The organism is Paraeggerthella hominis, assembly GCF_021044775.1.
GTDB lineage: Bacteria > Actinomycetota > Coriobacteriia > Coriobacteriales > Eggerthellaceae > Paraeggerthella > Paraeggerthella hominis.
This window is the reverse complement of record NZ_JAJNOQ010000005.1, coordinates 32,777-55,413: the sequence shown is the minus strand read 5'-3', so window position 1 is coordinate 55,413 and position 22,637 is coordinate 32,777. Positions and strand designations below refer to the sequence as shown.

Here is a 22,637-nt window from a genome sequence, read left to right as displayed (position 1 = left end):
GTCGCTTGAGCGGAAACCCGACGTGCCTTGCCGCATTCGCTCGGTATACTGAAACGATGCGATGCGCGACGTGTTGTCGCGCGCGATCGATTACGTTTCGAAAAGAGGCGCCTCATGCATGCTCGCTCCGCCCGCACGCTGTTCGACCGACTCGCCGCCGCATTGTGCGCGCTGGTGCTGGTGTTGGGGCTTGTGCCCCTCGCGCCCGCTTCCGCTGCTGCCGAAGAGCAAAGGGGCGAACCTGCCGCCGCTTCTGTTGAGGAGCTGCTGAATGCCGGCGCGTACCGCGAAGGCGAGGCGCTTGTGGTGTACCGCGCCGACGTGGGGCCTGCGCGCTCCCGCTCGCTCGACGCGGCCGACCCGCTTGCCTCTGCGGGCTTCTCGGTTGCCGAGTCGTGGGATTTTTCCGGAGCCGGCGCGGCTGCGGCCGTGAGCACGTTCTCGCTTGACGAGAGCACGGGAGAAGGCGCCGACCAGGACGATGCCGCCGTGGTGGCGCGCGTGACGAAGCCGGGTGCAACCACGGCTGCGTTGCTCGAAGAGCTGCGGGCGATGGAAGGCGTGCTGGCGGCGGCGCCGAACTACGTGCATGAGAGCATCGGGGCCGTGGAGCCCGACGGATACGAAGCGGGCTTGCCGAGCATTCCCCCGGTTGCGCCGGTTGGCGAAACGCATGCTTCCGAGCAGCCGGTCGTTGCAGGTACCGAGGTGCTTTCGGTGAACGAGGGGACGCAAGCGAGCACGACGAACGATCCGCTGTCCGTTTTGCAGTGGGCGCTCGATAACGACATAGTTTCCGATTCCGGGATCGCGGCAAATTCAGACGTATCGTTTTCCTCGGTGTGCGCGCAGGCAACGCAAGGGGTGGAGAACATCGTTGCCGTACTCGACAGCGGCGTCGATTACGGCAACGAGGACCTGCGTGGTGCGATGTGGGAGAACCCCGGTGATATTCCCGGTGTACCGGGCCGCGCGGGCACGCACGGCTTCGACTTCATCGATGGCGACGACGAGCCGCTTCCGGAAAATAACAGCTTCGAAGAGTCCCACGGCACGCATTGTGCTGGCATCGTGGCGGCGACCAGCGATAATGAGACCGGGATTGCAGGCGTCTCGCCGAAGACGAAGATCATGGCGCTCAGGACGAACGGGGCTTCTACTGGCGGTAACACCTACGACAGCTCTGTGCTGGCCGCGTACGAGTACCTGCTGCATGCGAAGCTGGCAGGCCAGAATGTGGTGGCTGCCAACAACTCATGGAGTGGCGCTATCTCGCCGGTGACGGAGTACGCCATGAACCAGGCCGGTCGCGCGGGAGTGCTTACCGTGTTTGCTGCCGGTAACAACGACGTCGATGCGGGGTCGGTGGACAACAACCGCATAACGTACGGTTTGTCTGGCAGTCCGTATATCCTTTCGGTTGCGGCAACGCTGCCGCAGGGGAAGTACGCGACATACACCAACTACAACAAATCCATCGTGGACGTGGCGGCTCCTGGCTCGGTCATCCTCTCAACGGTTGCTCGGGGCGCGCAATCGTTCCTGCCTGCTGCGGCGAAGCTGCAGGACAAGGCGGACGGCGCTGCGGGCGTGCGGTCTCTTTACTACCACAACATGACCGACTTCGCGCAGGCTGATAGCGGCGCCCACCTTGTCCTTTACGGCCAAGACAGGATGCCCGCAGCTGATCAGAGCAGGCTTTCGGCGTCGACGGGCTCGGGCCTCGATGGAAGACGTGCGCTCAAAATCACCGTCGACGGCATGACCAAGTACGAGGGAGCCGCTGTCACCTGGCGCATTGCCAATCCCTTCCGCGACATGTCTTGGGAAAGGGCCCGGGAGGTGCGCGTGTCCGCCCTGCCGGGGCTTTCGGCTTTTGCGGGGGGTGGAGACGGGGAGCCGATGGTTTTCGCCGCGGCCTCCGTGATCGACGAACGCGGCAACGCCCTGACCAGTGGCGAGGCATCCTATGGCTCGTTCGACAATCAGAGCCTGGGGTACGCGCGTTTCACGGATGAAGAGTCGTTCAACCGCATCAAGGATCAGGACACGGTGCGCGTGGGCGTCGACCTGCTCTTGCTCACGGATACTTCAGGTGAAGGATCGACTTCCCTTACCGTCACCGATTTCGGCATGGGGTTCGTTGTCGACGATCAGGCATACGACTATCGCTCCGGCACGTCCATGGCGTGTCCGCTCGTGGCGGGGGCCATTGGCTTGCTGGCGTCGCTTCATCCTGAGGATTCGGCGCTCGACCTGCGTGGTCGCATCGTCGGCGGCACGAAGGCGAGCAATCTAGCAAGCGACCAGGTCAAGCAGACGGCTTCGAACGGCACGCTCGATCTGTCGGTGGCGAACGGGGATGCCGTGAACCCGAACACGTGGGACGCCCGCGAGGGGGTTGACGCACAAGGTTCGCCAGCGCTGGTGATAGAGGGGTATGCCCTTGACCGGGCCACGCAGCTTGCCATCGACGGTGTTGCCGTGGATGGAGACCGTTGGGAGGCATCCGCCGACGGCTCGCACGTGGTCGTTCGCGACGCATCGCTGCTCGACGGCGCCCGGCACAGCGTGGTGGTGGGGGATGGCGCGGCCAAGCATCAGGCCGTCTATACGTTCCCGAAAGCCGAGCAGCGCCTTTCCTTCGAGCGAGTGGCCGACTTGCCCGACCCGGGGATTCCCGGCGAGGCCGGGTTCGACTCGGGCTTGTTGATTGCTGCGTCCGACCGGCTGTTCTGCCTCGACTCAAAGGGGCGTTACCTGTACTCGTACGATCCCGATAGCGCGGACGGGTGGACGGCGTGCGCGCCGCCGAGCGGAGCGGGGTTTGACGGGTCGTACTTCCGTGCAAACGGCGCTGCCGCCTACGCCGATGGAAAGCTGTACCTCACGGTGCTCCACGATGGGGAAACGGGCGATCCCGAAAAGCCGTATGTGCTGTTCTTGGGCATGGATTCCTACGATATAGCAACCGACGCCTGGAGCGACGAGGTGGTCGATTTCCTATCGTCGGATCCCGGCGGCGCCGGCAGGCATTTTGCGCCGGTTGGCTTGGCCTCGTGCGACGGTCTCATCTACGTCAGCGTTAATTTCCGGATGCAACGACGTGTCGTAGAGTACGACCCCGCAACGGGCGACGGGGGAGTTATCGACATCGTCGCGGCCGATCCTACAGGGACGTTCGGCTCGCTTGCGTCTGGGCGCACGGCGCCGCTTGTTGCGATAGGGGACCAGGTGCGCTTCGTCGGCTTCGTTCCGGAGGGGGACGGCTACGCGATGGCCCTGGGAACGTTCGACGGTGAAACGTTCGGCATTGTGGAGCCGGGCGCAGATGCGCCGAGGTTCGGTTCCGACGAACTCGATGCGCTGGAAGGGTACGCGCGACAGGCTGCAGCTGCAACGGGAGATTCGATCGTGTTCACAGGGGCGTCGGCCGACGGCCTGGGCGATACCTATGCGGTCGATGCGGCCACCGGTGCGTGGCGCTCGCTTGGCGTGAAGGCTCCGGGCGACGGATCGGCGGCGGTTTCCACGGCATGCTTCTACCGGGGCGAGTACTACGTGTTGGCTGCAAGCGAGGGCCCGGATGGCCGGCCGGCCACGTCGTTGTACCGATTGCCCGATGAAGTGGAGTTGATGCCGAACGATCACGTGGCCAGCGCTCAAGCTGCCGAAGGCGGCAAGGTGAAGGTATCGTACGATGCGTTGGCCGCGCCCGCGGCGCGCACGGCGGGCGGAGCTGCGGGATCCGCCGCATCCGCGCGCGTGGAACACGTTGCTTTGGGCGATACCGTCACTTGGACGGCCGTGCCCGACGAGGGCTACGCGTTTGCCGGATGGTACGGCCAAGACGGCGCACTCGTTGACGAAGAGGCCGTTCATCGGCAGCCTGTGACGGCCGATGTGTCTCTGATCGCTCGGTTCGTCGCCGTCGAGCCTGGCCCTGGCCCCGGCCCTGGTCCTGCGCCGGGCGGTGGCTCCGAGCCGACGCTGCCGACGACGCCGCAGGCGCAGCCCGACCCGAATCCGCTTGTGTCAACCGGCGATGGGGCGTTTGCTGCGGCGGCGGTCGTGGCTCTTTCGGCAGCGGGGTTAGTTTGCGCTCTGACGCTCGCCGTGCGACGGCGCCGCGTCGGGCGCTAAAAGCAGAGGCGGTTGGCGCGGCGCGCTCGCCGACGTGCGGCGCCAGGGTTCGGAAGCGGGTTTTTGGAAATCGGGCGCAAATCGGGGTCTGTGACAATTTCTCATGCGAAAACGAAGCGGTGCAACAGCGCCCCGTTTCGCCGTGCCGATGTCGACGTTCGCAATCTCGTTTCTCCCCTGATTTCGAAAACTGCTTGACACCTTTCTCTAACGTTATGCTATAGTTTGCGCCACAACTGAATACCTTGAAACCGATGAGGCGAAGATCAAGCCATCATGAGCACTCACAGAGAGCGGGCGCAGCTGAGATTCCCGCAGTAAGCTGGATGGTAAATGGATCGCCGAGGGAAAGGGGAAAGGAAGGCTTGCCGCAAACGGCTCGGCCGACCGAGTATCCGGACCGTGAGCCTGCGTTAAAGGCAGAGCATGTGATGGCATGTTCATGAGAGGGCCTCGAAACCGAGGTCAATAAAGGTGGCACCGCAGGTTGAAGACCTGTCCTTTATTCGTAAAGGACAGGTCTTTTTTATGCGCGGCGCATCAGGAAAGGAAGCGGGATGAAGCAGTATGTGAAGCAGGGAGCAACGGTTGCAGCGGCGGTGCCGAAGGGCCGGTTGCGCGAAATGCCGGCTCCGAAGAAGAAGGCGGGCCTGACGACGCAGGATCTTATCCTGATCGCCGTGCTGCTTGCGGCGGGCGCGGTGCTGAAGTTGACGGTGGGCAGCGTGTTGACGTTCGCGGGCATGAAGCCCAACTTCATCATTGCCATGTACTGCTTGGCCATCGCGCTTACGCGGCCAAAGCCCTCGCAAGCGCTGGTGGTGGGGTTGCTGGCGGGCCTTATCTGCCAGATTCCCCTGCTGAGCGCAACGCCTTGGCTGAACATTCCCTCCGAGGCGCTGGGCGCTCTGACCATGGGGTTGCTGGTGCTCATTCCCATGAAGGTGGGCCGCCTCAACGTGGGAACCGCGGTCGCGGCGTTCGTGTCCACGGTGGTGTCGGGTTACACGTTCGTGCTGCTGTTGGCCGCCATGAACGGTATCGATCTGGTGGTGGCCGTGGCCAGCTACGCGATCATGGTGTTCGGTACGGCGGCGTTCAACGCGGTGCTCGTGCAGATCCTGGTCCTTCCCCTGCAAAAAGTCCTGAAGAAATAGCCTGGATCCAGGTTGAGAAGATAAAGGAATCCCCATCATGATAGAGCTACGAGATTTCAGTTTCCGCTATCGAGAGGGCACCGCCCCCACGGTCCTCGACGTGAACCTGACCATCCCCGACGGTGCGTTCGTGGGCATTACGGGCGCGGCGGGGTCGGGCAAGTCCACGCTCACGTACGCGCTGAACGGCATCATTCCGCATTGCTACCCCGGCGACTTCTACGGCGAAGTGCTCATCGACGGGCTGGATACGGTGGACACCGACCTGACCGAGCTATCGCGCCTGGTGGGAAGCGTGTGCCAGGATATCGACAGTCAGATGGTGTCGTCGGTGGTGGAAGACGAAATGCTGTACGGGCTTGAGAATTTCGGCGTTCCCCGCGACCAGATCGAGATTCGCATGACCGAGGCGCTTGGGGCGATGGGCATCTCGTCTCTGCGCGATCGCGTGATCTCCACGCTTTCCGGCGGGCAGAAGCAGAAGGTGGCCATCGCTTCCATTCTGGCGCTCAGGCCGCGCGTGCTGGTTTTGGACGAGCCGACGGCCGAGTTGGATCCGGCCAGCTCCCTTGCCGTGTTCGACCTGTTGGCGCGCTATGCGTCCGAGCACGGCACCACCGTGGTGGTGGTCGAGCAGAAGATCGCGCTTCTGTCCGAATACGCCGACCTGCTGGTCATCATGGACGAAGGATCCGTGCGGTTCGCCGCGCCGCCTGCCGACGTGCTCGAGCACAGCGACGAGCTGCTGGCCATAGGCGTGAACTGCCCGCGTTCGACCTCGCTTATGAATCGGCTGCGCAAAGACGGCCTGTACGACGGGGCGCTCTGCCGCAACGTGGAGCAAGCGGCCGCAGCGCTAGCCGAGCTGCTGCCAAGGACGGATTCGGAACCGGTTGCTGAAAAGGAGGCGACGGCATGATCGAGTTTCGCAATGTGCATGCGTCGTACGATGAGACGCTGCCTATTCTCAAGGGCGTGAGTTTTTCTATCCGAGAAGGCGAGTTCGTGGCGTTTGCCGGAACGAACGGCGCGGGCAAGTCGACCACGATGCGCCTGATGAACGGGCTGCTGAAGCCCGATGCAGGAGAAGTGCTCATCGACGGCGCGCCCACGACGGACCTCAAGACCAGCCAGCTTGCGCGTACCGTGGGCTTCCTGTTCCAGAACCCCGACCGTCAGATATGTTCGGGAACGGTGCGCGACGAGCTGCTGTTCGGCTTCAAGGCGCTGGGGGAGGACGGCCCTGCCGCGCAAGAGCGCGTCGGCGAGGCGATGGACGCGTTCGGCTTTCATGCCGACGACGATCCGTTCTTGCTGAATCGCGGCGCTCGCCAGCTGCTGGCGCTTGCGTCGGTGATCGTGCTCAAGCCGCGGGTGCTGGTTTTGGACGAGCCCACGACGGGCTTGGACTATCGCGAGTGCGTGAAGGTGATGGGAGCCGTGCGCGACCTGCACGAACGCGGCGCTACGGTGATCATGGTGTGCCACGACATGGAGGTGGTGGCCGATTACGCCGAGCGCGTGATCGTGATGAGCGATGGGCGCGTGGTCGACGACGGCCCCACGTTCGACGTGCTGCGCAACCGGGCCACGCTTGAGCGGGCGTCGCTCGTGCCGCCCCAGGTGACGGCGGTGTCCTTGGACTTGGCGGATCGTCGCAAGGACTTGGCTGCCGTTGCCGTGGCGCGCGCCAACACGTTGGATGAGATGGAGGCCGCGGTGGTGGCGCTGGCGGGCGCTGCCGGAAACCTCGCGATCGGCGCTGCGACGGCGGAAGGGAGCCGATGATGGGCGGTTTTTTGGAGTTCGTGCCGGGGGACAGCTTTCTGCATCGTATGAACCCCGTGGCGAAGCTGGCATGCGCGCTTTTGGTGTCGGTGGCGTGCTTCTGCACGGGGAACCTGGTGTTCTTGGTTGCAGTTCTTGTATTTGACCTGGTGTTAGCCGCTTCGTGCGGCATGCTTCGCCCGGCGCTCGGCTTGGCCAAGGCGGTGTTTTTCTTCTCGCTTATCCTGGCCGTTATCCAGGTGCTCACCACGTCGACGGGCGCGGTCGTGCTGCCGCTGCCGTGGGGCTACGTTGGAACCGGCGGGCTGATGGCGGCGCTGACCACCATCGTGCGGCTTATCGCCGCAGCGGTTCCCTTGTTCCTGGTCCTGTACGTAACGAAGCTCACTGATCTGTCGAATGCGGTGGTGAAGGTCCTGCGCGTTCCGTATCGCTATGCGTTCACGTTCACCTCGACCATTCATTTCATTCCGGTGTTCATGAACGACATGAAGGGCATCATGGAGGCGCAGACGGCGCGCGGCGTGGAGTTCGACGCCGGGGGCATCGTCAAGAAAGTGCGCCTTATGGTTCCGCTGTGCGTGCCTTTGCTGGTGTCGTCGGTGCGCAAGACGAACAGCTCCGCCATTGCGGCCGAGGTGCGCGGCTTCAACCTGCGCACGGTGGCCAGCGGATACAAGGAGTACCCCTTTGCGGGAAGGGATGCAGCCGCGCTGGCGGTGTGCGCAGCTTTGGTGGCGAGCGCTTTGGCGCTGGGCATTGTTTGGTAGCCGGATCGCACGCGGCGCATCCGGGAGCGCGGCGCTTGGCAAGGCCGCCGTATTCGGCAAGGCTTCCGTTTCGTTGCGATCTTGCGGAGCGTACCGCAAGATCGTCGGCTTCTGGTACCATGGCATTCGAAATTGTTGCTTGGAAGGAATCATATATGTTTACCATCGGGTGTCATCTGTCGAGCGCCAAGGGTTACCTCAACATGGCCGAATCGGCCGTGTCCATCGATGCCAACACGTTCCAGTTCTTCACGCGCAACCCGCGTGGCGGCAAGGCGAAGGCCATCGATCCGAAGGACGTTGCGGCTTATGCCGCCTATGCGGGCGAACACGGCATCGTGCGCATACTGGCGCATGCTCCCTACACCTTGAACCCGGCATCCGACAAGCAGCAGACGCAGGACTTCGCGCGTATGGTATTGGCCGAGGACCTGGTTCGCATGGAGGAAACGCCCGGTCAGCTGTACAACATGCACCCTGGCAGTGCGGTAGGCCAACCCGTAGAGGTTGCTGTCAACAAGATAGCCGACGCGCTCAACCAGTCACTGCTGCCGCACCAGACCACTACGCTTTTGCTTGAAACGATGGCGGGCAAGGGTAGCGAAGTCGGCGGTACGTTCGAGGAGCTGGCTGCCATTATCGCGCAGATCGAGCTGCAAGACCATGTGGGCGTATGCCTGGACACCTGCCACGTGTGGGATGCGGGGTACGACATTGCCGACAACCTGGACGGGGTTCTGGAGGAGTTCGATCGGTTCGTCGGGCTCGATCGCCTGCGCGCCATCCATCTGAACGACAGCTTGAACCCGTGCGGTTCGCACAAGGACCGTCACGCGCGCATTGGCGAGGGACGGATCGGCTTCGAGGCGCTTTCGGCTGTCACGAACCATCCGCTGCTGCGCGACCTGCCGTTTTACCTGGAAACTCCCAACCCCGACCTTGCCGGCTACGCGGAGGAGATCGCGAAGCTGCGCGCGGGGCGCAAGGAGGATGCGGCTCGCTTGTAGCGCCGAACGCCGTTTGCGGCGTGCGAAGGGGAGGGCAAGGCGGCGCGATTCTGCTACTTGATGACTACAGCTTGGGCGCCTAGCTCGTAGTAGCGTGCGGTCAGCTGCTGCAAGCTGCACTTCGTTTTCCCGACGAGCGAGTCGCTGATCAGCGCCGTGCCCTCATGCAGATCGTAGCCGCTCACTACAACGCAGTGGCTGTTCGGGTAGAGCCGATAGACGCGGCCGTTCGCCTGTTCGACCCGATAGGCGTCGCCCGGGCTTTCAAGCCCTATCGTGCACCAGACGATGACGGGATTTCCGGCGGCAACTTCGTCGAGCACCCCTTCGATGGTCGATCCGGTAAGGTCGAATGCCTCCAAAGGGGATCCCTGGGCGGAGAGGTAAGCGTTTGCGGTCTGGACGATGGCCGGGGCCATGCAGCTGTGGCCGTCGGTTGCATGCGGATCGCCCATGAACGCGGTTACGAAGTCGCTGTCGCTACGGGGCAGCCATGCATCGGCGATCTCGGTTTTGTCGAGTTCGAACCCAAGCGACAGCAGCGCGTTCGTCAGCGCAACCGACTCGCAGCCGGTGGGAAGCTCGGGGTTCTGCTGGAGCGCGGGCACGTCGAACGATGCGGCCCTCGGTATCGGGGAGGGGCCTGCTTGCAAGGCGGCCACGTCCTGCGCGGCTCGCTCTTCGGAGTGGACGTTGGCGGCTGCGCGCGAAGAGGTCAGCAGGGAGAACGATACCGCGCCCGCGATCAGCAGCGCCGTCGCAAAAGCGCATAGGCGCACGGCTGTCCGGCGGCTGCGCTGCCGATTGAATATCGGGCGTTCGCGCCGTGCGCGAGGGAGGGCCTGCCGGACGAGCGGTCGACGGCGGCATGCGGCGCGGCGGGCGCGCAATGCGCGTTTGCGAGGCTGTTCGGCGATCATGCGGCACCTTTCTCTTGAGTTGGCAAGCTGCTGGCTTATCGATCCATATTGAAACAGCCTGAAAGACGTTCGCGGAACCTCTTCACCTCGAACACGTTGCGCGATGCCGAATCGTTTCGCTCGTCGCGAAACCCCTTCAATCCTGTGCCGAGCGTTGCGGGCTGTCTTTCGCTTCGGCGTGCGTGATACCATTTCGAATCAGCCCCTTGACCCTCCCCTTGCAGGAGGCTGTTGAATGCGATGAGAAGGAGGTGACATACATGTTCTACATCGGAGAGTTCTCGAAGATGGGCAAAACCACTATCAAGACGCTGCATCATTACGATCGTATTGGACTGCTGCGTCCGGCTGCGGTGGATGGGGTGACAGGCTACCGTTTGTACGCCACGGGCCAGCTTGCCGATCTGCATCGGATCCAGGCGCTCAGGCAAGCGGGTCTGAGCATCGACGAGGTGGCCGCTATCGTGGGCGGCGCCGATCCTCGTCCCATACTCGCGCGGCGCCGCGATCGGATCGAGCGGGAACTCAACGCGCGCAAGGATCGTCTTGCGCGCATCGCATTCATGCTTTCAGACGAAGAAAAGGGGTTCACCATGGACTATCAGGCAACGATCAAAGACATTCCTAGCTGCATCGTGTTCTCGAAAACAATGACCGTTCCGGACTTTTCCGCGTACTTCGAGGTGATTCCGGCCCTCGGTCGTGCCGTGATGGCGGCGAACCCGAACCTCAAGTGCGCCTCGCCCGAGTACTGCTTCATCACGTACCTCGACGGTGAGTACAAGGAGCGCGACATCACCATCAAGTACAGCGAGGCCGTCGAGGAGTTCGACGTGGAAGGCAACGGCATCGTGTTCGAGGAGGCACCGGCCGTCACCGTTGCGTCCGTGATGCATCGCGGGCCCTACGCCGATCTGTCGCGCGCCTATGCGTTCGCGATGGAATGGGTCGAGCGCAATGGCTACCGCGTGACCGGTCTTGCCCGCGAGAGTTACATCGATGGCATCTGGAACTGCGAAAACGAGTCCGATTGGCTCACCGAGATTCAGGTGCCGGTAGAGAATAAGTAGGCATGCTTCGCGAGCTTGCGGGGTTGGACGCTTGAGGTTCTTGCTGGGATTCGGCTGACCGGGCTGCGACCCCCCCCCCCTCGGCTTTTTTGCGGCTTGCGCGGGATGCGTTCGCCCAGGTTATTCGCCGGAAGGCTCGTTGTTTTGTCGAACAGCGCGTCGTGCAGGGTGCGTCGCGCTTTCTCGACGCACCCTCTTGGAGCCTTGGAGGGCTTACCTCATCAGCATTCTCAGCAGCTTTATCTTGTCACCGAAGGGTGGGTTGCGGATGGGAAGCTCGAGCCACGTGCCCTTCTTGAGGGTGGACTTGTAGTGCGTGAAGCAGTCGAAGCCCACTTTGCCGTGATACGCGCCCATGCCGGAGTTGCCCACGCCGCCGAAGCCCATGTGGTTGTTCGCCAGGTGAACAACCACGTCGTTCACCGTGGCACCGCCGAATTGCAGACGGGTAAGCACGCGGTGCTGCACCTGCTTATCGTCGGAGAACACGTAGCAGGCCAGCGGTTTCTCGAACGTGCGCACGATGTCGAAGGCCTGGTCAAGCGAGCGGTACGTAAGAATGGGCAGCACGGGTCCGAAGATTTCCTCGTTCATGACGGGATCGTCGAGCGTCACCCCGCGCAGGCACGTGGGCTCTATGCGCAGCGTGGCGGCATCGCCGTTGCCGCCGAACGCCACGGATGCGTCCGGATTGCGGTTCTCGATCAGCCCCATGACGCGTTCGAAGTGGCGCTGCGATATCATGTGCGGCCATTCGTCGCATGCGAGGATGTCCTGGCCGTAGTATTGATGGAAGCATGCGTCCAGCTGGGCCACGAAGTCGTCCGCCACGTGTTCGTGCACCAGGAAGTAGTCGGGCGCCACGCAAGTTTGCCCGCTGTTGATCCCCTTGCCCCAAGCGATGCGCTGCGCCGCTCGCTTCACGTTGGCCGTTTCGTCCACGATGCAGGGGCTCTTGCCGCCCAGCTCCAGCACGACGGGCGTCAGGTGCTTGGCCGCCGCTTCCATAATAGTGTGCCCCACGTTCGGGCTGCCGGTGAAGAATATCTGGTCCCAGCGCACCTCCAGAAGCCAGTCGTTCATGGCTCCCGAACCGGGGAACCCGCACACGAACTCGGGCGGGAACACGTTGGCCAACAGGTCGATCAAAAGCTCGCTTGTGGCCTTTGACGTGCGGGAAGGCTTGAGCGCCACGCAGTTGCCGGCCGCGATGGCGTCCACCAGCGGCACAAGCGCCAGTTGCACGGGGTAGTTCCACGGCGACAGCACCAGCACCACGCCCAAGGGGCTCGGATACACTTTCGAAGTGGAGTGGAAGTGCACGATAGGGGTGCGCACGCGGCGCGGCCGCGCCCATGAGCTCAGGTGCTTCAGACAGGTGTTGATCTCGTCGTAGACGATGCCCAGCTCGGTTGCGTAGCCTTCGAACGGGGCTTTTCCCAGGTCGGCGTGAAGCGCGTCCAAAATGCGCTCCTCGTTTTCCTTGAGGTAGCTTTTCAGCTTGACGAGCGCTTGGCGGCGGTATTCCACCTGCAGCGTGGCTCCCGTTTGGAAGAAGTCGTGCATCCTGCGCGCTTGAGCTTCGACGTCGGCAACGTTTTGGAAGGCGGGTGTGCTGGTCATGGGGTCCTTCGCTTTCCTCTTAGTAGGCGGCTTCCAGGATGCGCATCGCAACATCCACGGTGATCTCGGTCTTGTTGTAAAGCGCGGCGCCGTCGTAGCGCGCCTGCTTCGCCACCGCTTCCAGCTGGTCGCGTTCCACGCCCATTTCAGACAGCTTGAGCGGTACGCCGTAGGAGTCGTGGTACAGGTCGTTAAGCGCGAACAGGTGCTCGCAGAAGGCCCCGTCGCGAGCGTCGCTCGACGCGTTCGCGCCTAAGGACGCCGCGCGGGCCGGCGCCAGGTACGGCAGCAGCTCCCCGTACAGGCCGGCGTGCGTGCCCGTGTCCAGGTTGTACGCAACGCAGTGGGGAAGCAGCATCATCATGGCCTGCCCATGAGGGATATGGCACAGTCCGCCCAGCGAATGCCCGATGGCATGCACGATGCCCACCATGGCGTTGCTGAACGCGGCGCCGGCCATGAGCGATCCGAGCGCAAGGTTGGTGCGCGCTTCCACGTTGCCGCCGTCGCGGCACGCTGTTGGCAGGTTCTGCGAGATCAGCTCGATCGCCTTCACGGCGAACGCGTCGGACACGGGGTTCTTTTGGATGGACGTGTACGCTTCGACGGCGTGCGTGAGCGCGTCCATGCCCGTGGTCGCGGTCAGCTTCGGTGGCAGCGACGCGGTCAGCGCGGGATCCAGCACGGCTACGTGCGGCACCAGCTTGTAGGACGTGAACGACAGCTTCGCGTGCTTGCGCGTGTCGGCCACCACGGCCACCAGCGTCACTTCGCTGCCGGTGCCGGCCGTGGTGGGAACGGCGATGAAAGGCGGCATGTCGTTTTGCAGGATCTCCGCGCCTTGCAAGGTGGCGAAGTCGACGCCCTCGCAGGCAAGCGAGGCTGCGGCGCCCTTCGTGGTGTCGATGACCGATCCGCCGCCGATGGCCACGAACCCGTCGCATCCGCGTTGCGCGTACAGCTGCGCCACCTGGTTCACCACGTCCATCGACGAGTCGGGCGGCACCTGGTCGAACACGTCGTAGGCTACGCCGGCGGCGTCCAGCACGTCGGTGAGCTTCGCGGAAACGCCCAGCTTCACCAGCCCGGCGTCGGTCATGACCAGCGGGTGCTTGACGCCGCGGTCGGAGAGTTCCCCGGGAAGCTTGTCCAACGCGTGCTGGCCGCAGACGATTTTGGTGGGGCAGCTGAATTCGAAACCTTGCATGGCTATCCTTTCCAAGGCTCCGCCGGGCGGGGGAGCGGTTTGACGGCGGGCTTTGAGATTCGGTAGGCTGCGCGCCAGCCGAAGAACATTTTCAGCAGCGCGGTGAACAGGTAGGTCAGGGCCACGCCCGTGCTGTTGGGGCCGCGAGTCGAGAACGCGCGCTGCGCAAGCGCGTCCTGCAGCGTCATGCCGCCGGAGAAGCAGGCGAACGCGTAGGCCGACGACCGAAACGCGATCACGTAATCCACGGTGACGGCCTGCTCGTTCGCGCTGGCCAGGCCGCTTCCCGGTTCCACGTCCCGCGCAAGGGCGCTCGGCGACACGCGCTTGAACGATCCGCTGTCGGTGCGCCGGCACGCGCATGCCAGCTCGGTTCCGTCGACGGTCAACATGAAGGTGCAGCCGGGCTCCAGGTAGTCTATTTCTGCTTGGATGCGCTTCGATACGCGGCGAAACAGCGAAATCAGCAAGGGGAGCAGGCGCAACAGGATGCGGATGTACAGCTCTTGCACGCGCTGGGCCAGGGTGCGATGCGGTTGGGAGGGTCGATCCATACGCGCTCCTTCGATAGGGGTTTGCCGGCGTTGCTCGTATCATACCGCGCCGTTGCCGAATGCGGAGGGAAGAGTGCTTTTCGGGGCGCGCCGCACCGTGCGATCGGGCGGTTGGCGCTTGCGCTGCGGGCGCGGCGCGGTCGGCTCCCGCTTCGTTGGCGCCTTTGCACCCGCCAGTGTACGGCTTGGTTTCGGTACGTACACCAATCGGTGTAATTCCATGACGCGAAGATGACGATTGAGTGCAAGCGACCCAGATCAGAAGCTTGGCGTGCTAAGGTGACCGCGTTACAAGCAGTACGTAAGACGAGCGATCGCGATACGAAATAAAGGAGCGTGAAGCATATGAGCGAAACCAATGGAACCACCCCGAGCGGCAGCCCCTTGCCGCCGAAGCCGGGCGACGAGCGCGCCCAGCACGTTGCTCCTGCGGGACAGCAACCTTACTACCAGCAGCCGGGTCATGGGTATGCCGCGGCGCAGCACACCGCCGTGCCGTCGACGCCTCAGGCCAAGTCCAGCGCCGGCCGGACGTTCGGCGTTGCATTTGCCGGAGCGGCCCTTGCCTGCGTCATCGGGTTGGGCGGGTTCGGCATCTGGCAAGCCTCGACCGCAGGCTCGTCTTCCGGTGACGGGAGCTCTTCTGCCCAAATCGGATCGTCGAGCGGCAGCGTCATCAACGCCGAAGGGGAAAGCGTGACCCTGGCCGAGGCCGTGGCCAGCAAATCCCTGCCTTCCGTAGCGGCCATCGACGTGTACACCAGCCAGTCCGGCATGGGGCTGTACGGCTACGGCGTGAGCGGGTCTTCCGAGTCCACGCTGACGCAGTCGTCGCTGGGCAGCGGCGTCGTGCTGACCAAGGACGGCTACATCGTGACGAACTACCACGTGGTCCAGGGCGCCGACGCGCTCAAGGTGACCGTAGGCGGCAACACGTACGATGCCCAAGTTGTTGGGAGCGATCCCAGCTCCGACCTGGCCGTTGTCAAGGCTAAGGATGCAACCGACCTGACGCCGATGGCAATTGGCGACTCCGACAACCTGACTATCGGCGAATGGGTTATGACCATCGGCAGCCCCTTCGGTTTGGAGCAGTCCGTTGCCACGGGCATCGTGTCGGCCACCAGCCGCTCTCAGATCATGAACAGCAGCGCCCAGCAGGGTGGGTCGGGCGAAGTGACCATCTACCCGAACATGATCCAAACCGATGCGGCCATCAACCCTGGCAACTCCGGCGGCGCGCTTGTTGACGCCGAGGGCAAGCTGATCGGCATCAACACCCTGATCACGTCGAACTCCGGCAACTACTCCGGCGTCGGGTTCGCCATCCCGGTGAACTACGCGGTCAACATCGCCCAGCAGATCATCGATGGCAAGACCCCGACCCATGCGCAGCTTGGTGTGTCCATGTCCACGGTGAACTCGCAGAACGCCAAGCGTTACGGCCTGTCGGTTGACAGCGGCGCGTACGTTGCCGCCGTGAATCCCGGCTCCGGCGCGGCGGAGGCTGGCTTGCAAGCGGGCGACATCATCACCAAGTTCGACGGCAAGGACGTTGCCTCGGCAAGCGATCTCATGCTGGCCGTTCGCGCCAAGAACCCCGGCGACAAGGTTTCGCTTGACGTGAACCGCAACGGCGAGACGAAGCAGATCGAGGTCACGCTGGGATCCGACGAGTCCTCGCAGGCTGCCACCACGCAGCAGAACAGCTCCACTTCGAAGGAGTCCATGCTTGAGCGCCTGTTCGGCGGCAGTAGCGGCGAGTCGCAGCAAAGCGCGGCCTAAGAGCTGACGGCGGTTTCTAGCGGCCCCTGCATGTGAAGCGGGGGCCGCTTTTCCGTCGAGGCTCGTGCGGTCGCTTCTGCGAAACCGAGTGCCGAAACGCGCGAGGGCAAGGCTTCTCGGCGGTGTTTTTTGGTTTGTCCTTTGCGTGAAATGCCTGAAAACGGCCGCGTTGACTACGCGGCCGTTTCTTTTTCAGGTACTATAGATAGGCTAAATTCAAAGCAATGAACGACCACCGAGAGGATAGAGTCTATGTCTGAAGAGTATCGGTACAAGCGCGTGCTGCTCAAACTGTCCGGCGAAGCGCTGGCGGGGGATGTTGGCTACGGTATCGATCCCAAGGTGGTCGACGACCTGGCCGACCAGATTGCCGACATCGTGCGCGACGGCGTGCAGCTTGCCGTGGTGGTGGGCGGCGGCAACATCTTCCGCGGCCTGGCCGGATCGGCCGAGGGCATGGACCGCGCGCAGGCCGACTACATCGGCATGCTGGCCACGGTCATGAACTCGCTGGCCCTGCAGGACGCGTTCGAGCGCCACGGCATTTTCTCGCGCGTGCAAAGCGCCATCAACATGCAGGAAGTTTCCGAGCCCTACATTCGCCGTCGCGCCATCCGCCACATGGAGAAGGGCCGCGTGGTCATTTTGGCCGCCGGCACGGGCAACCCGTACTTCACCACTGACACCACGGCCGCCCTGCGCGCGTGCGAACTGGACGTGGACGTGCTCATGAAGGCTACGAAGGTCGACGGCGTGTACGACAGCGATCCCAAGAAGAATCCGGATGCCAAGCGCTACGATCGCATCAGCTACATGGACGTGCTGTCGCAGGGCCTCAACGTCATGGATTCCACGGCGACTTCGCTGTGCATGGACAACAGCGTGCCCATGATCGTGTTCGACCTGACGGTAAGCGGAAACATTTCGCGGGCTTTGAAGGGCGAAAACGTCGGAACCACGGTAGAATAAGGTCAACGAACGAACGAACGAACGAACGAACGAACGAACGAACGTAGCGCTCGCGCGACGAGCGTATTGCAAGAAGCAGGTTGAAAGGAATCGGAATGATCGACGATATCATGCTGCAAGCTGAGGAGCGCATGCAAGGCGTGCTCCATTCGCTGGGCAACAACTTCTCCGCTGTGCGCACGGGACGCGCGAACGCCATGGTGCTCGATCGCATCAGGGTGGACTACTACGGCGTGCCGACGCCGGTCAACCAGATGGCGGGCGTCAAGGCTCCCGACGCGCACATGCTGGTCATCGAGCCGTGGGACAAAGGCGTGCTGGGCGCCATCGAGCAGGCCATCCTGGCCAGCGATCTGGGCGTGACGCCCTCGAACGACGGCTCGGTCATTCGCCTGCCGTTCCCCACGCTTACCGAGGAACGTCGCCGCGATCTGGTGAAGCAGTGCAAGGGCTACGCCGAGGAGGCGCGCGTCGGCGTGCGCAAGGCTCGCCAGGATGCCAATGCCGCCATCGAGCGCTCGGTCAAAGAGGACAACCTTCCCGAAGACGACGAGCGTCGTGCCCAGGCTGAAGTCCAGAAGCTCACCGACAAGTACGTCGCCGAGGTGGACGAGGCTTTCAAGAAGAAAGAAGCCGAGGTGATGGAGATTTAACTCGGCGCAAGCTGGGATAAATCTCCGAAGCCGACGATCGCGCGATCGTCGGCTTTCTCGTCTTTTGTGAGGTGGTAGCGTGAACAAGCCCTTGGATTACATATTTCCCCATCCGCCGGCGGACCTGGATCCGACGCAGCTTGACCCTGCGGCGGTTCCCCAGCACGTGGCCGTCATCATGGACGGCAACGGTCGATGGGCGAAAGAGCGCGGCAAGAATCGCCTGTTCGGCCACAAAGCCGGCATCGAGGCGGTGCGCGAGACTATCCGCTGCGCGTCCGACGTGGGCGTTCGCTACCTAACCATCTATTCGTTCTCGTCCGAGAACTGGCGCCGTCCGCAGGAAGAGGTCATCGGTCTGATGAACCTGTTCGCAACCACTATGCTGGCTGAAGTGGACGGCTTGCACGAAGAGCACGTTCGGGTCATGACCATCGGGCAGACCGATGCGCTTCCGAAGAAGACGCGTGACGCATTCGCGAAAGCGTGGGAGAAAACGAAGGACAACGACGGCATGACCCTGGTCGTGGCGGTGAACTACGGCGGCCGTCAGGAGCTGCTCGACGCCGTCCGCTCGTACATGGACGAGGCTCATGACGCGATGCGCGACGGTCGCGCGCCCGAGGAGCTTACCGAGGAGTCGTTCGCGCGCCATCTGTATACCGCCGACATTCCCGATCCCGACCTGCTTATTCGCACGAGCGGCGAAATGCGCGTATCGAACTTCCTGCTATGGCAGATCGCGTATTCGGAATTCGTGTGCACCGACGTTCTGTGGCCCGACTTCAACCGGTACGAGTTGCTGCGTTCGCTGCTTGAGTACCAGGGGCGCGATCGACGGTTCGGGGCGGTGAAGTAAGTGGACGAACGGCCCGGCGATCAGTCGGCCAACGATGATCGCAAGCGCACCGAGCGCATCAAGGACTTCGCGTACGGAAAGACGCCCAAGAAGCTGAAGAACGCCACGGACCTCCAGGTGCGGTTTCGCACGGGCTTCGTGTACGTGGCGCTGTCCGTGGTGTGCATTTTGGCAAGCGAGTGGACCACGGTTGCGTTCTTGGTCGCCACGGCCGGCATCACGGCGGGCGAGTTCTACTATATGCTGCGTTCCGATGCGAAGCTTCCCAACGAGATGCTTGGCATCATCGCGGCCATGCTGTACCCGCTCAGCGTGTTTTTCTTGGGATTGAACGGGGCGCTGTACGTCAGCATGGCGCTGCTTCTGGCGTTGATCGTGTGGTACGTGTTCTGGATGCGGGCGCGCGTCCCCGACGTGGGCGTGAGCTTTTTCGGCGCGGCGTACTGCGGCATGCTGCTGTCCGGTCTGGTGGTCATCCGCACGGCGCTTCCCCAGCCGTGGGGCGGCGTGCTGGCTCTGGGCGTGTTCTTGAGCGTGTGGGCCAACGACTCGTTCGCTTATTTGGTGGGCAGCAAGTTCGGCAAGCACAAGCTGGCTCCGCGGACCAGCCCCAAGAAAAGCTGGGAGGGCTTCATTGCCGGCTTGGTGGGATCGGCTGTGTTCTGGTGTTTGATGACGTTTATTCCGGGCGTGGTCATGTCCATTCCTCAAGCTATCGTGTTTGGCCTGATCAGCGGATTGATGGGCGTGCTTGGCGATTTGGCTGAAAGCCGCATCAAGCGCAATTCGGGCTTCAAGGACTCCGGGAGCATCATGCCGGGCCACGGCGGCTTGCTCGATCGATGCGACTCGCTGTTCTTGGTGGCCGTGACTTCGGCCATCCTTTTGGTCGGGGGAGGCTGCATTCCGTTTCCCGTTCCTCTTTTCTAGGGGCGGGCGACGCGGCCGCCTTTGCTGGCACCGCGAACGACTTGGTGACTGAACGCTCTGATAGGAGGCGTACGTGAAACGCATCGTTGTTCTGGGCTCTACGGGTTCTATCGGCACGCAAACGCTCGACGTGGTGCGCAGGCATGCGGACCAGCTTGAGGTTATTGCGTTGGCGGTGCATTCGCGAGCGGACGAGCTTTTGGCTCAGGCTCGGGAGTTCGGGGTGCGTCACGTGGCGGTAGGCGACGAGCGTTTGAAAGGCGAGGCGGTTGCCGACGACCTGGCGGCCCTGGTGCGCGAGAGCGCGCAGCCCGCACCGAGCGCATCGTCTACGCTTGCCCAGGCCGTTGCGCGCCGCGAAGCCGGCGGCGAAGGAGCGCTGGGGTTCGGTGCCCAGGCCGTTGCGCGCTTGGCGAGTCTTCCCGAGGCGGATATCGTGGTGAACGCCCTGGTGGGAGCAGCCGGTTTGCGCGCAAGCTATGAAGCGTTGGCGGCAGGCAAGGTTCTTGCTCTGGCGAACAAGGAGTCCCTTGTAGTGGGCGGCGACCTCATCATGCCCCTGGCTGCGCAGGTTGACGCCCAACGTCGAGCTGCGGGAACGGCACCTGCGCAGGGTCCTGCGGGGGCGCTCATGCCCATCGATTCCGAGCATGGGGCAATCTACCAGTGCCTGCTCGGCGAGGACGCGCGCGAGGTGTCGAAGCTGTGGGTGACCGCTTCGGGCGGCCCGTTCCGCGGACGCACGCGTGCCGATCTGGCTTGCATCACGCCTGCTCAAGCCCTGGCTCACCCCACCTGGAACATGGGCGCGAAAATATCAATCGACTCGTCCACGCTTATGAACAAGGGGCTCGAGGTCATAGAGGCCCATCATTTGTTCGCGATGCCCTATGACAAGATCGAAGTGGTGGTGCAGCCTCAAAGCGCCATCCATTCCATGGTGGAGTTTTCCGACGGCAGCGTGAAGGCGCACCTCGGCACCACCGACATGCGCATTCCCATCCAGTTCGCGCTGTCGTATCCTGAGCGCTGGGACGCTCCGGTTGCGCCGCTCGACTTCCGCACGCTGGGCACGCTGGAGTTCGCCGCGCCCGACACCGATACGTTCTGTTGCCTTGACCTGGCGTATCATGCGGGGCGTACGGGCGGTACGCTGCCGTGCGTCATGAACGCCGCGAACGAAGTTGCAGTCGCCGCGTTCTTGGCCGAAGAGGGAACCTATTTGGGCATTCCGGAATGCGTCGAAGCCGTCATGGACGTGCACGAGCGCAACGGCGTTCAACGGGTCGAGAGCCTTGATCAGCTGGAGGCCGTGGATGCTTGGGCTCGCCAGGAAGCGCGTCGATGGATCGAAGCTCGCTAGTCCGCCAACGCAGCCTGTTCGTATAGCGTTTTGGCGGGAAAATCCATCCCATCGGGCCAGATCACCGCATCTTGCTTGGGCGACACCTTTGCTTGCGCGAAGTAATCTCGATCGACAAGCTTGCCTATGCTATCGCTGGATGCATGGGCCCATGTGCTGAAAATGCGCGAACTTCCGTCGTTCCAGCTAGTAAGGATCTTGTCGCCTTCAGGGCAAGGCCGTACCTGTTCGATACGTTTATCGGGATTCCACACCATTTGCCGTCCTCGCGGGGGCAGCGGTTCTTCTCGTTCGACGGTCGAAGACTCGTTGTATAGAAAACCGGCCCCGAAGTCTTGGCTTCTTGGCCAGGCTATGCCCCGTCCGTGGCCTAGTGCGTAAGCGGTTTCGAAATACTCCCGGTTGGTCAACTCGCCCATAAAATCATTCTTAAGATAAGGGCTTGGATCGAATACGCTTCGCCTCCCATCGTTCCAGTCGATGACGATCGAGCCGTTTTCGAGTAACCCGAAGTCAATGATGTGCTTGTCGAGATGCCACTTCATCGCGTCCTCCTCAAACCAACGGATCGATGCGGAAGCAGGTGCTGTTTGAGCTGGCTAAATACCAATTGTCATCAAGCTCCTGCATGTGAAGAGCCGCCCAAGCTACGACGAGTTTCGCCTGGCGCGGGGGAAGGCAACCTGCAAGCAGGTCCCCTTCGGTCGAGTATACCGCTTCGTATTCGCCGTAGGAAGCGTGAAAGTGCGGCTTGTGATGCGGGGCGTTCGATTCGTGGTAAATCATAATTTTGATCCCGTAGAAAAAGCTGATCTCAGGCATGTGTTGCCCTTTCGATTTCTCGATGGAGGCTTGTATTTCGTTGTGCGGATCCGCTGGTACTATCTTAGCTGCGGCATCTTGCGCGTAGATGACGTGCGTCCAGCGAAATGCTTGCGCGATCTATCGTGGAGCTTGCTCGTTTCTTGGCTGGTTCCAGCGCGGATCTAGCGCGGTTCCAACGCGCATCTAGCAGAAACCTGTTCGGAATATAGCCAAAACCTAGCAGGAATCCAGCGCGCGTTGCCCGGATATTGGCCGTTGAGCGCAACAAGCCAGGTCAAAGCGCTGAAACGCTCCCTTTATCAACCCGGATCTGCAGCGTGTGCACGTGAGCCCGCCACGGTGGAAACCGCAATGGGTACGCATGCGCGCCGCAGTGGAAAACGATGTAGCGCGCCGAAGTCGATAGTTGCCTTGCCTGCGGTCGGCGAAGGTTGATCGGGCCGAGCTTGCTCTCTGTGCGATTCTTTCCCAAATGTTGCGTTCGAAGGACATGCAGAAAGGCGGCGTTGAATACGGTCGTGAGTTTTGCCTGGTCGCAGATGCCCACTGTTAACGGGCGGGTCTTGACGTACCCTTCGACCGCAACATTTCGAGAAGAATCGAGCGTGCGAGCCCGCAAGCGCACGAGCCCGCGAGCGCACGAGCCCGCAAGTGCACGGGTCCGCAAGCGCGCGAGCCCGCAAGCGTGCGAGCCCGCAAGCGCACGGGTCCGCAAGTGCGCGGGCGCGCAAGTGCGGGCATGGCCGCGCCGGGCGCACCGTCGAGGCAGCTGCGAGCGGGCGTCGAGCCAAACGCTTCCGCCATCCACTCCAGCATGCCGACACTGACTTCGTAGGCTTCTTCGTTCGGGCGACTCGCCTTGCCGAAATCGAAGCGATAGCCGATGTCGCTGCGGTTGTCGAATCGCTCGAGCGTGCATGTGACCGCGCGGATCTGTCGGCGCTATCCTGGAGTTGTCTCGAACCGGCTCTTTTTGCCGGGTTGGAGGTTGCGTCGGGAATGCGCGAACGCTGC

At 62.8% G+C, this 22,637-nt stretch carries 19 protein-coding genes; 13 read left to right on the top strand and 6 right to left on the bottom strand.

Annotation, left to right across the window (positions count from 1 at the left end; genetic code table 11):
* Positions 1–114: 114 nt before the first annotated feature.
* From LQE90_RS06900 to LQE90_RS06875, 6 genes are all read left to right on the top strand, one after another.
* Complete coding sequence (locus LQE90_RS06900) at positions 115–4,143, top strand: S8 family serine peptidase (RefSeq protein ID WP_216529086.1); 4,029 nt, start codon at positions 115–117, stop codon at positions 4,141–4,143.
* 557 nt (positions 4,144–4,700) lie between these two features.
* A complete protein-coding gene (locus LQE90_RS06895) occupies positions 4,701–5,300 on the top strand; it encodes a hypothetical protein (RefSeq protein WP_216529087.1) in 600 nt (199 codons plus the stop codon).
* Positions 5,301–5,337: 37 nt separating this feature from the next.
* Positions 5,338–6,219 (top strand): energy-coupling factor ABC transporter ATP-binding protein, encoded by an 882-nt coding sequence (locus tag LQE90_RS06890; RefSeq protein ID WP_216529088.1) that lies wholly within the window; start codon positions 5,338–5,340, stop codon positions 6,217–6,219.
* Complete coding sequence (locus tag LQE90_RS06885) at positions 6,216–7,088, top strand: energy-coupling factor ABC transporter ATP-binding protein (RefSeq protein WP_114567106.1); 873 nt, start codon at positions 6,216–6,218, stop codon at positions 7,086–7,088. The genes LQE90_RS06890 and LQE90_RS06885 overlap by 4 nt, the downstream gene beginning before the upstream one ends.
* A complete protein-coding gene (locus LQE90_RS06880) occupies positions 7,085–7,858 on the top strand; it encodes an energy-coupling factor transporter transmembrane component T family protein (protein WP_231088239.1) in 774 nt (257 codons plus the stop codon). Before LQE90_RS06885 ends, LQE90_RS06880 begins: the two co-directional genes overlap by 4 nt.
* Before the next feature lie 155 nt (positions 7,859–8,013).
* Positions 8,014–8,865: a deoxyribonuclease IV gene (locus tag LQE90_RS06875; RefSeq protein ID WP_114567104.1), complete on the top strand. Its 852-nt coding sequence runs from the start codon at positions 8,014–8,016 to the stop codon at positions 8,863–8,865.
* 53 nt (positions 8,866–8,918) lie between these two features.
* Here LQE90_RS06875 and LQE90_RS06870 read toward each other — a convergent pair whose 3' ends face one another.
* Positions 8,919–9,644 carry a C39 family peptidase gene (locus LQE90_RS06870; RefSeq protein WP_231088238.1) on the bottom strand — a complete coding sequence of 242 codons (726 nt, stop codon included), beginning with the start codon at positions 9,642–9,644 and terminating at the stop codon, positions 8,919–8,921.
* 401 nt (positions 9,645–10,045) lie between these two features.
* Here LQE90_RS06870 and LQE90_RS06865 point away from each other — a divergent pair, with 401 nt between their 5' ends.
* Entirely contained in the window at positions 10,046–10,855 is an 810-nt protein-coding gene (locus LQE90_RS06865; protein ID WP_216529090.1) for a MerR family transcriptional regulator, read from the top strand.
* A gap of 213 nt (positions 10,856–11,068) precedes the next feature.
* Here LQE90_RS06865 and LQE90_RS06860 read toward each other — a convergent pair whose 3' ends face one another.
* Genes LQE90_RS06860 through LQE90_RS06850 form a run of 3 tightly spaced genes read right to left on the bottom strand, consistent with a single transcriptional unit; the run spans position 11,069 to position 14,239 of the window.
* On the bottom strand, positions 11,069–12,478 hold the full coding sequence (locus LQE90_RS06860) for an aldehyde dehydrogenase (RefSeq protein ID WP_216529091.1): 1,410 nt from the start codon (positions 12,476–12,478) through the stop codon (positions 11,069–11,071).
* A gap of 19 nt (positions 12,479–12,497) precedes the next feature.
* Positions 12,498–13,685 (bottom strand): iron-containing alcohol dehydrogenase, encoded by a 1,188-nt coding sequence (locus LQE90_RS06855; protein WP_216529092.1) that lies wholly within the window; start codon positions 13,683–13,685, stop codon positions 12,498–12,500.
* Positions 13,686–13,687: 2 nt separating this feature from the next.
* Positions 13,688–14,239, bottom strand: coding sequence for a D-alanyl-D-alanine carboxypeptidase (locus LQE90_RS06850; RefSeq protein ID WP_216529093.1), 552 nt, complete (start codon positions 14,237–14,239; stop codon positions 13,688–13,690).
* Positions 14,240–14,584: 345 nt separating this feature from the next.
* Here LQE90_RS06850 and LQE90_RS06845 point away from each other — a divergent pair, with 345 nt between their 5' ends.
* The 6 genes from LQE90_RS06845 to dxr all read left to right on the top strand — a co-directional run bounded on the left by LQE90_RS06845 (position 14,585) and on the right by dxr (position 20,798).
* Positions 14,585–16,024: a S1C family serine protease gene (locus LQE90_RS06845; protein WP_216529094.1), complete on the top strand. Its 1,440-nt coding sequence runs from the start codon at positions 14,585–14,587 to the stop codon at positions 16,022–16,024.
* 252 nt (positions 16,025–16,276) lie between these two features.
* On the top strand, positions 16,277–16,993 hold the full coding sequence (gene pyrH, locus LQE90_RS06840) for a UMP kinase (RefSeq protein ID WP_114567097.1): 717 nt from the start codon (positions 16,277–16,279) through the stop codon (positions 16,991–16,993).
* Between the two features lie 95 nt (positions 16,994–17,088).
* Positions 17,089–17,646, top strand: coding sequence for a ribosome recycling factor (frr, locus tag LQE90_RS06835; RefSeq protein ID WP_114567096.1), 558 nt, complete (start codon positions 17,089–17,091; stop codon positions 17,644–17,646).
* 79 nt (positions 17,647–17,725) lie between these two features.
* Positions 17,726–18,505 carry an undecaprenyl pyrophosphate synthase gene (gene uppS, locus LQE90_RS06830; protein WP_114567095.1) on the top strand — a complete coding sequence of 260 codons (780 nt, stop codon included), beginning with the start codon at positions 17,726–17,728 and terminating at the stop codon, positions 18,503–18,505.
* On the top strand, positions 18,506–19,435 hold the full coding sequence (locus LQE90_RS06825; RefSeq protein ID WP_114567094.1) for a phosphatidate cytidylyltransferase: 930 nt from the start codon (positions 18,506–18,508) through the stop codon (positions 19,433–19,435).
* A gap of 73 nt (positions 19,436–19,508) precedes the next feature.
* The gene (gene dxr / locus LQE90_RS06820; protein WP_216529095.1) at positions 19,509–20,798 is read left to right on the top strand and encodes a 1-deoxy-D-xylulose-5-phosphate reductoisomerase; all 1,290 of its coding nucleotides are present in this window, start codon (positions 19,509–19,511) and stop codon (positions 20,796–20,798) included.
* Here dxr and LQE90_RS06815 read toward each other — a convergent pair.
* Together LQE90_RS06815 and LQE90_RS06810 are read right to left on the bottom strand one after the other, a co-directional pair.
* On the bottom strand, positions 20,795–21,343 hold the full coding sequence (locus LQE90_RS06815) for a DUF2442 domain-containing protein (RefSeq protein ID WP_225748710.1): 549 nt from the start codon (positions 21,341–21,343) through the stop codon (positions 20,795–20,797). The two genes, dxr and LQE90_RS06815, sit on opposite strands and share 4 nt — an antisense overlap.
* A gap of 10 nt (positions 21,344–21,353) precedes the next feature.
* Positions 21,354–21,620 (bottom strand): DUF4160 domain-containing protein, encoded by a 267-nt coding sequence (locus LQE90_RS06810; protein WP_216529096.1) that lies wholly within the window; start codon positions 21,618–21,620, stop codon positions 21,354–21,356.
* Positions 21,621–22,637 lie beyond the last annotated feature (1,017 nt).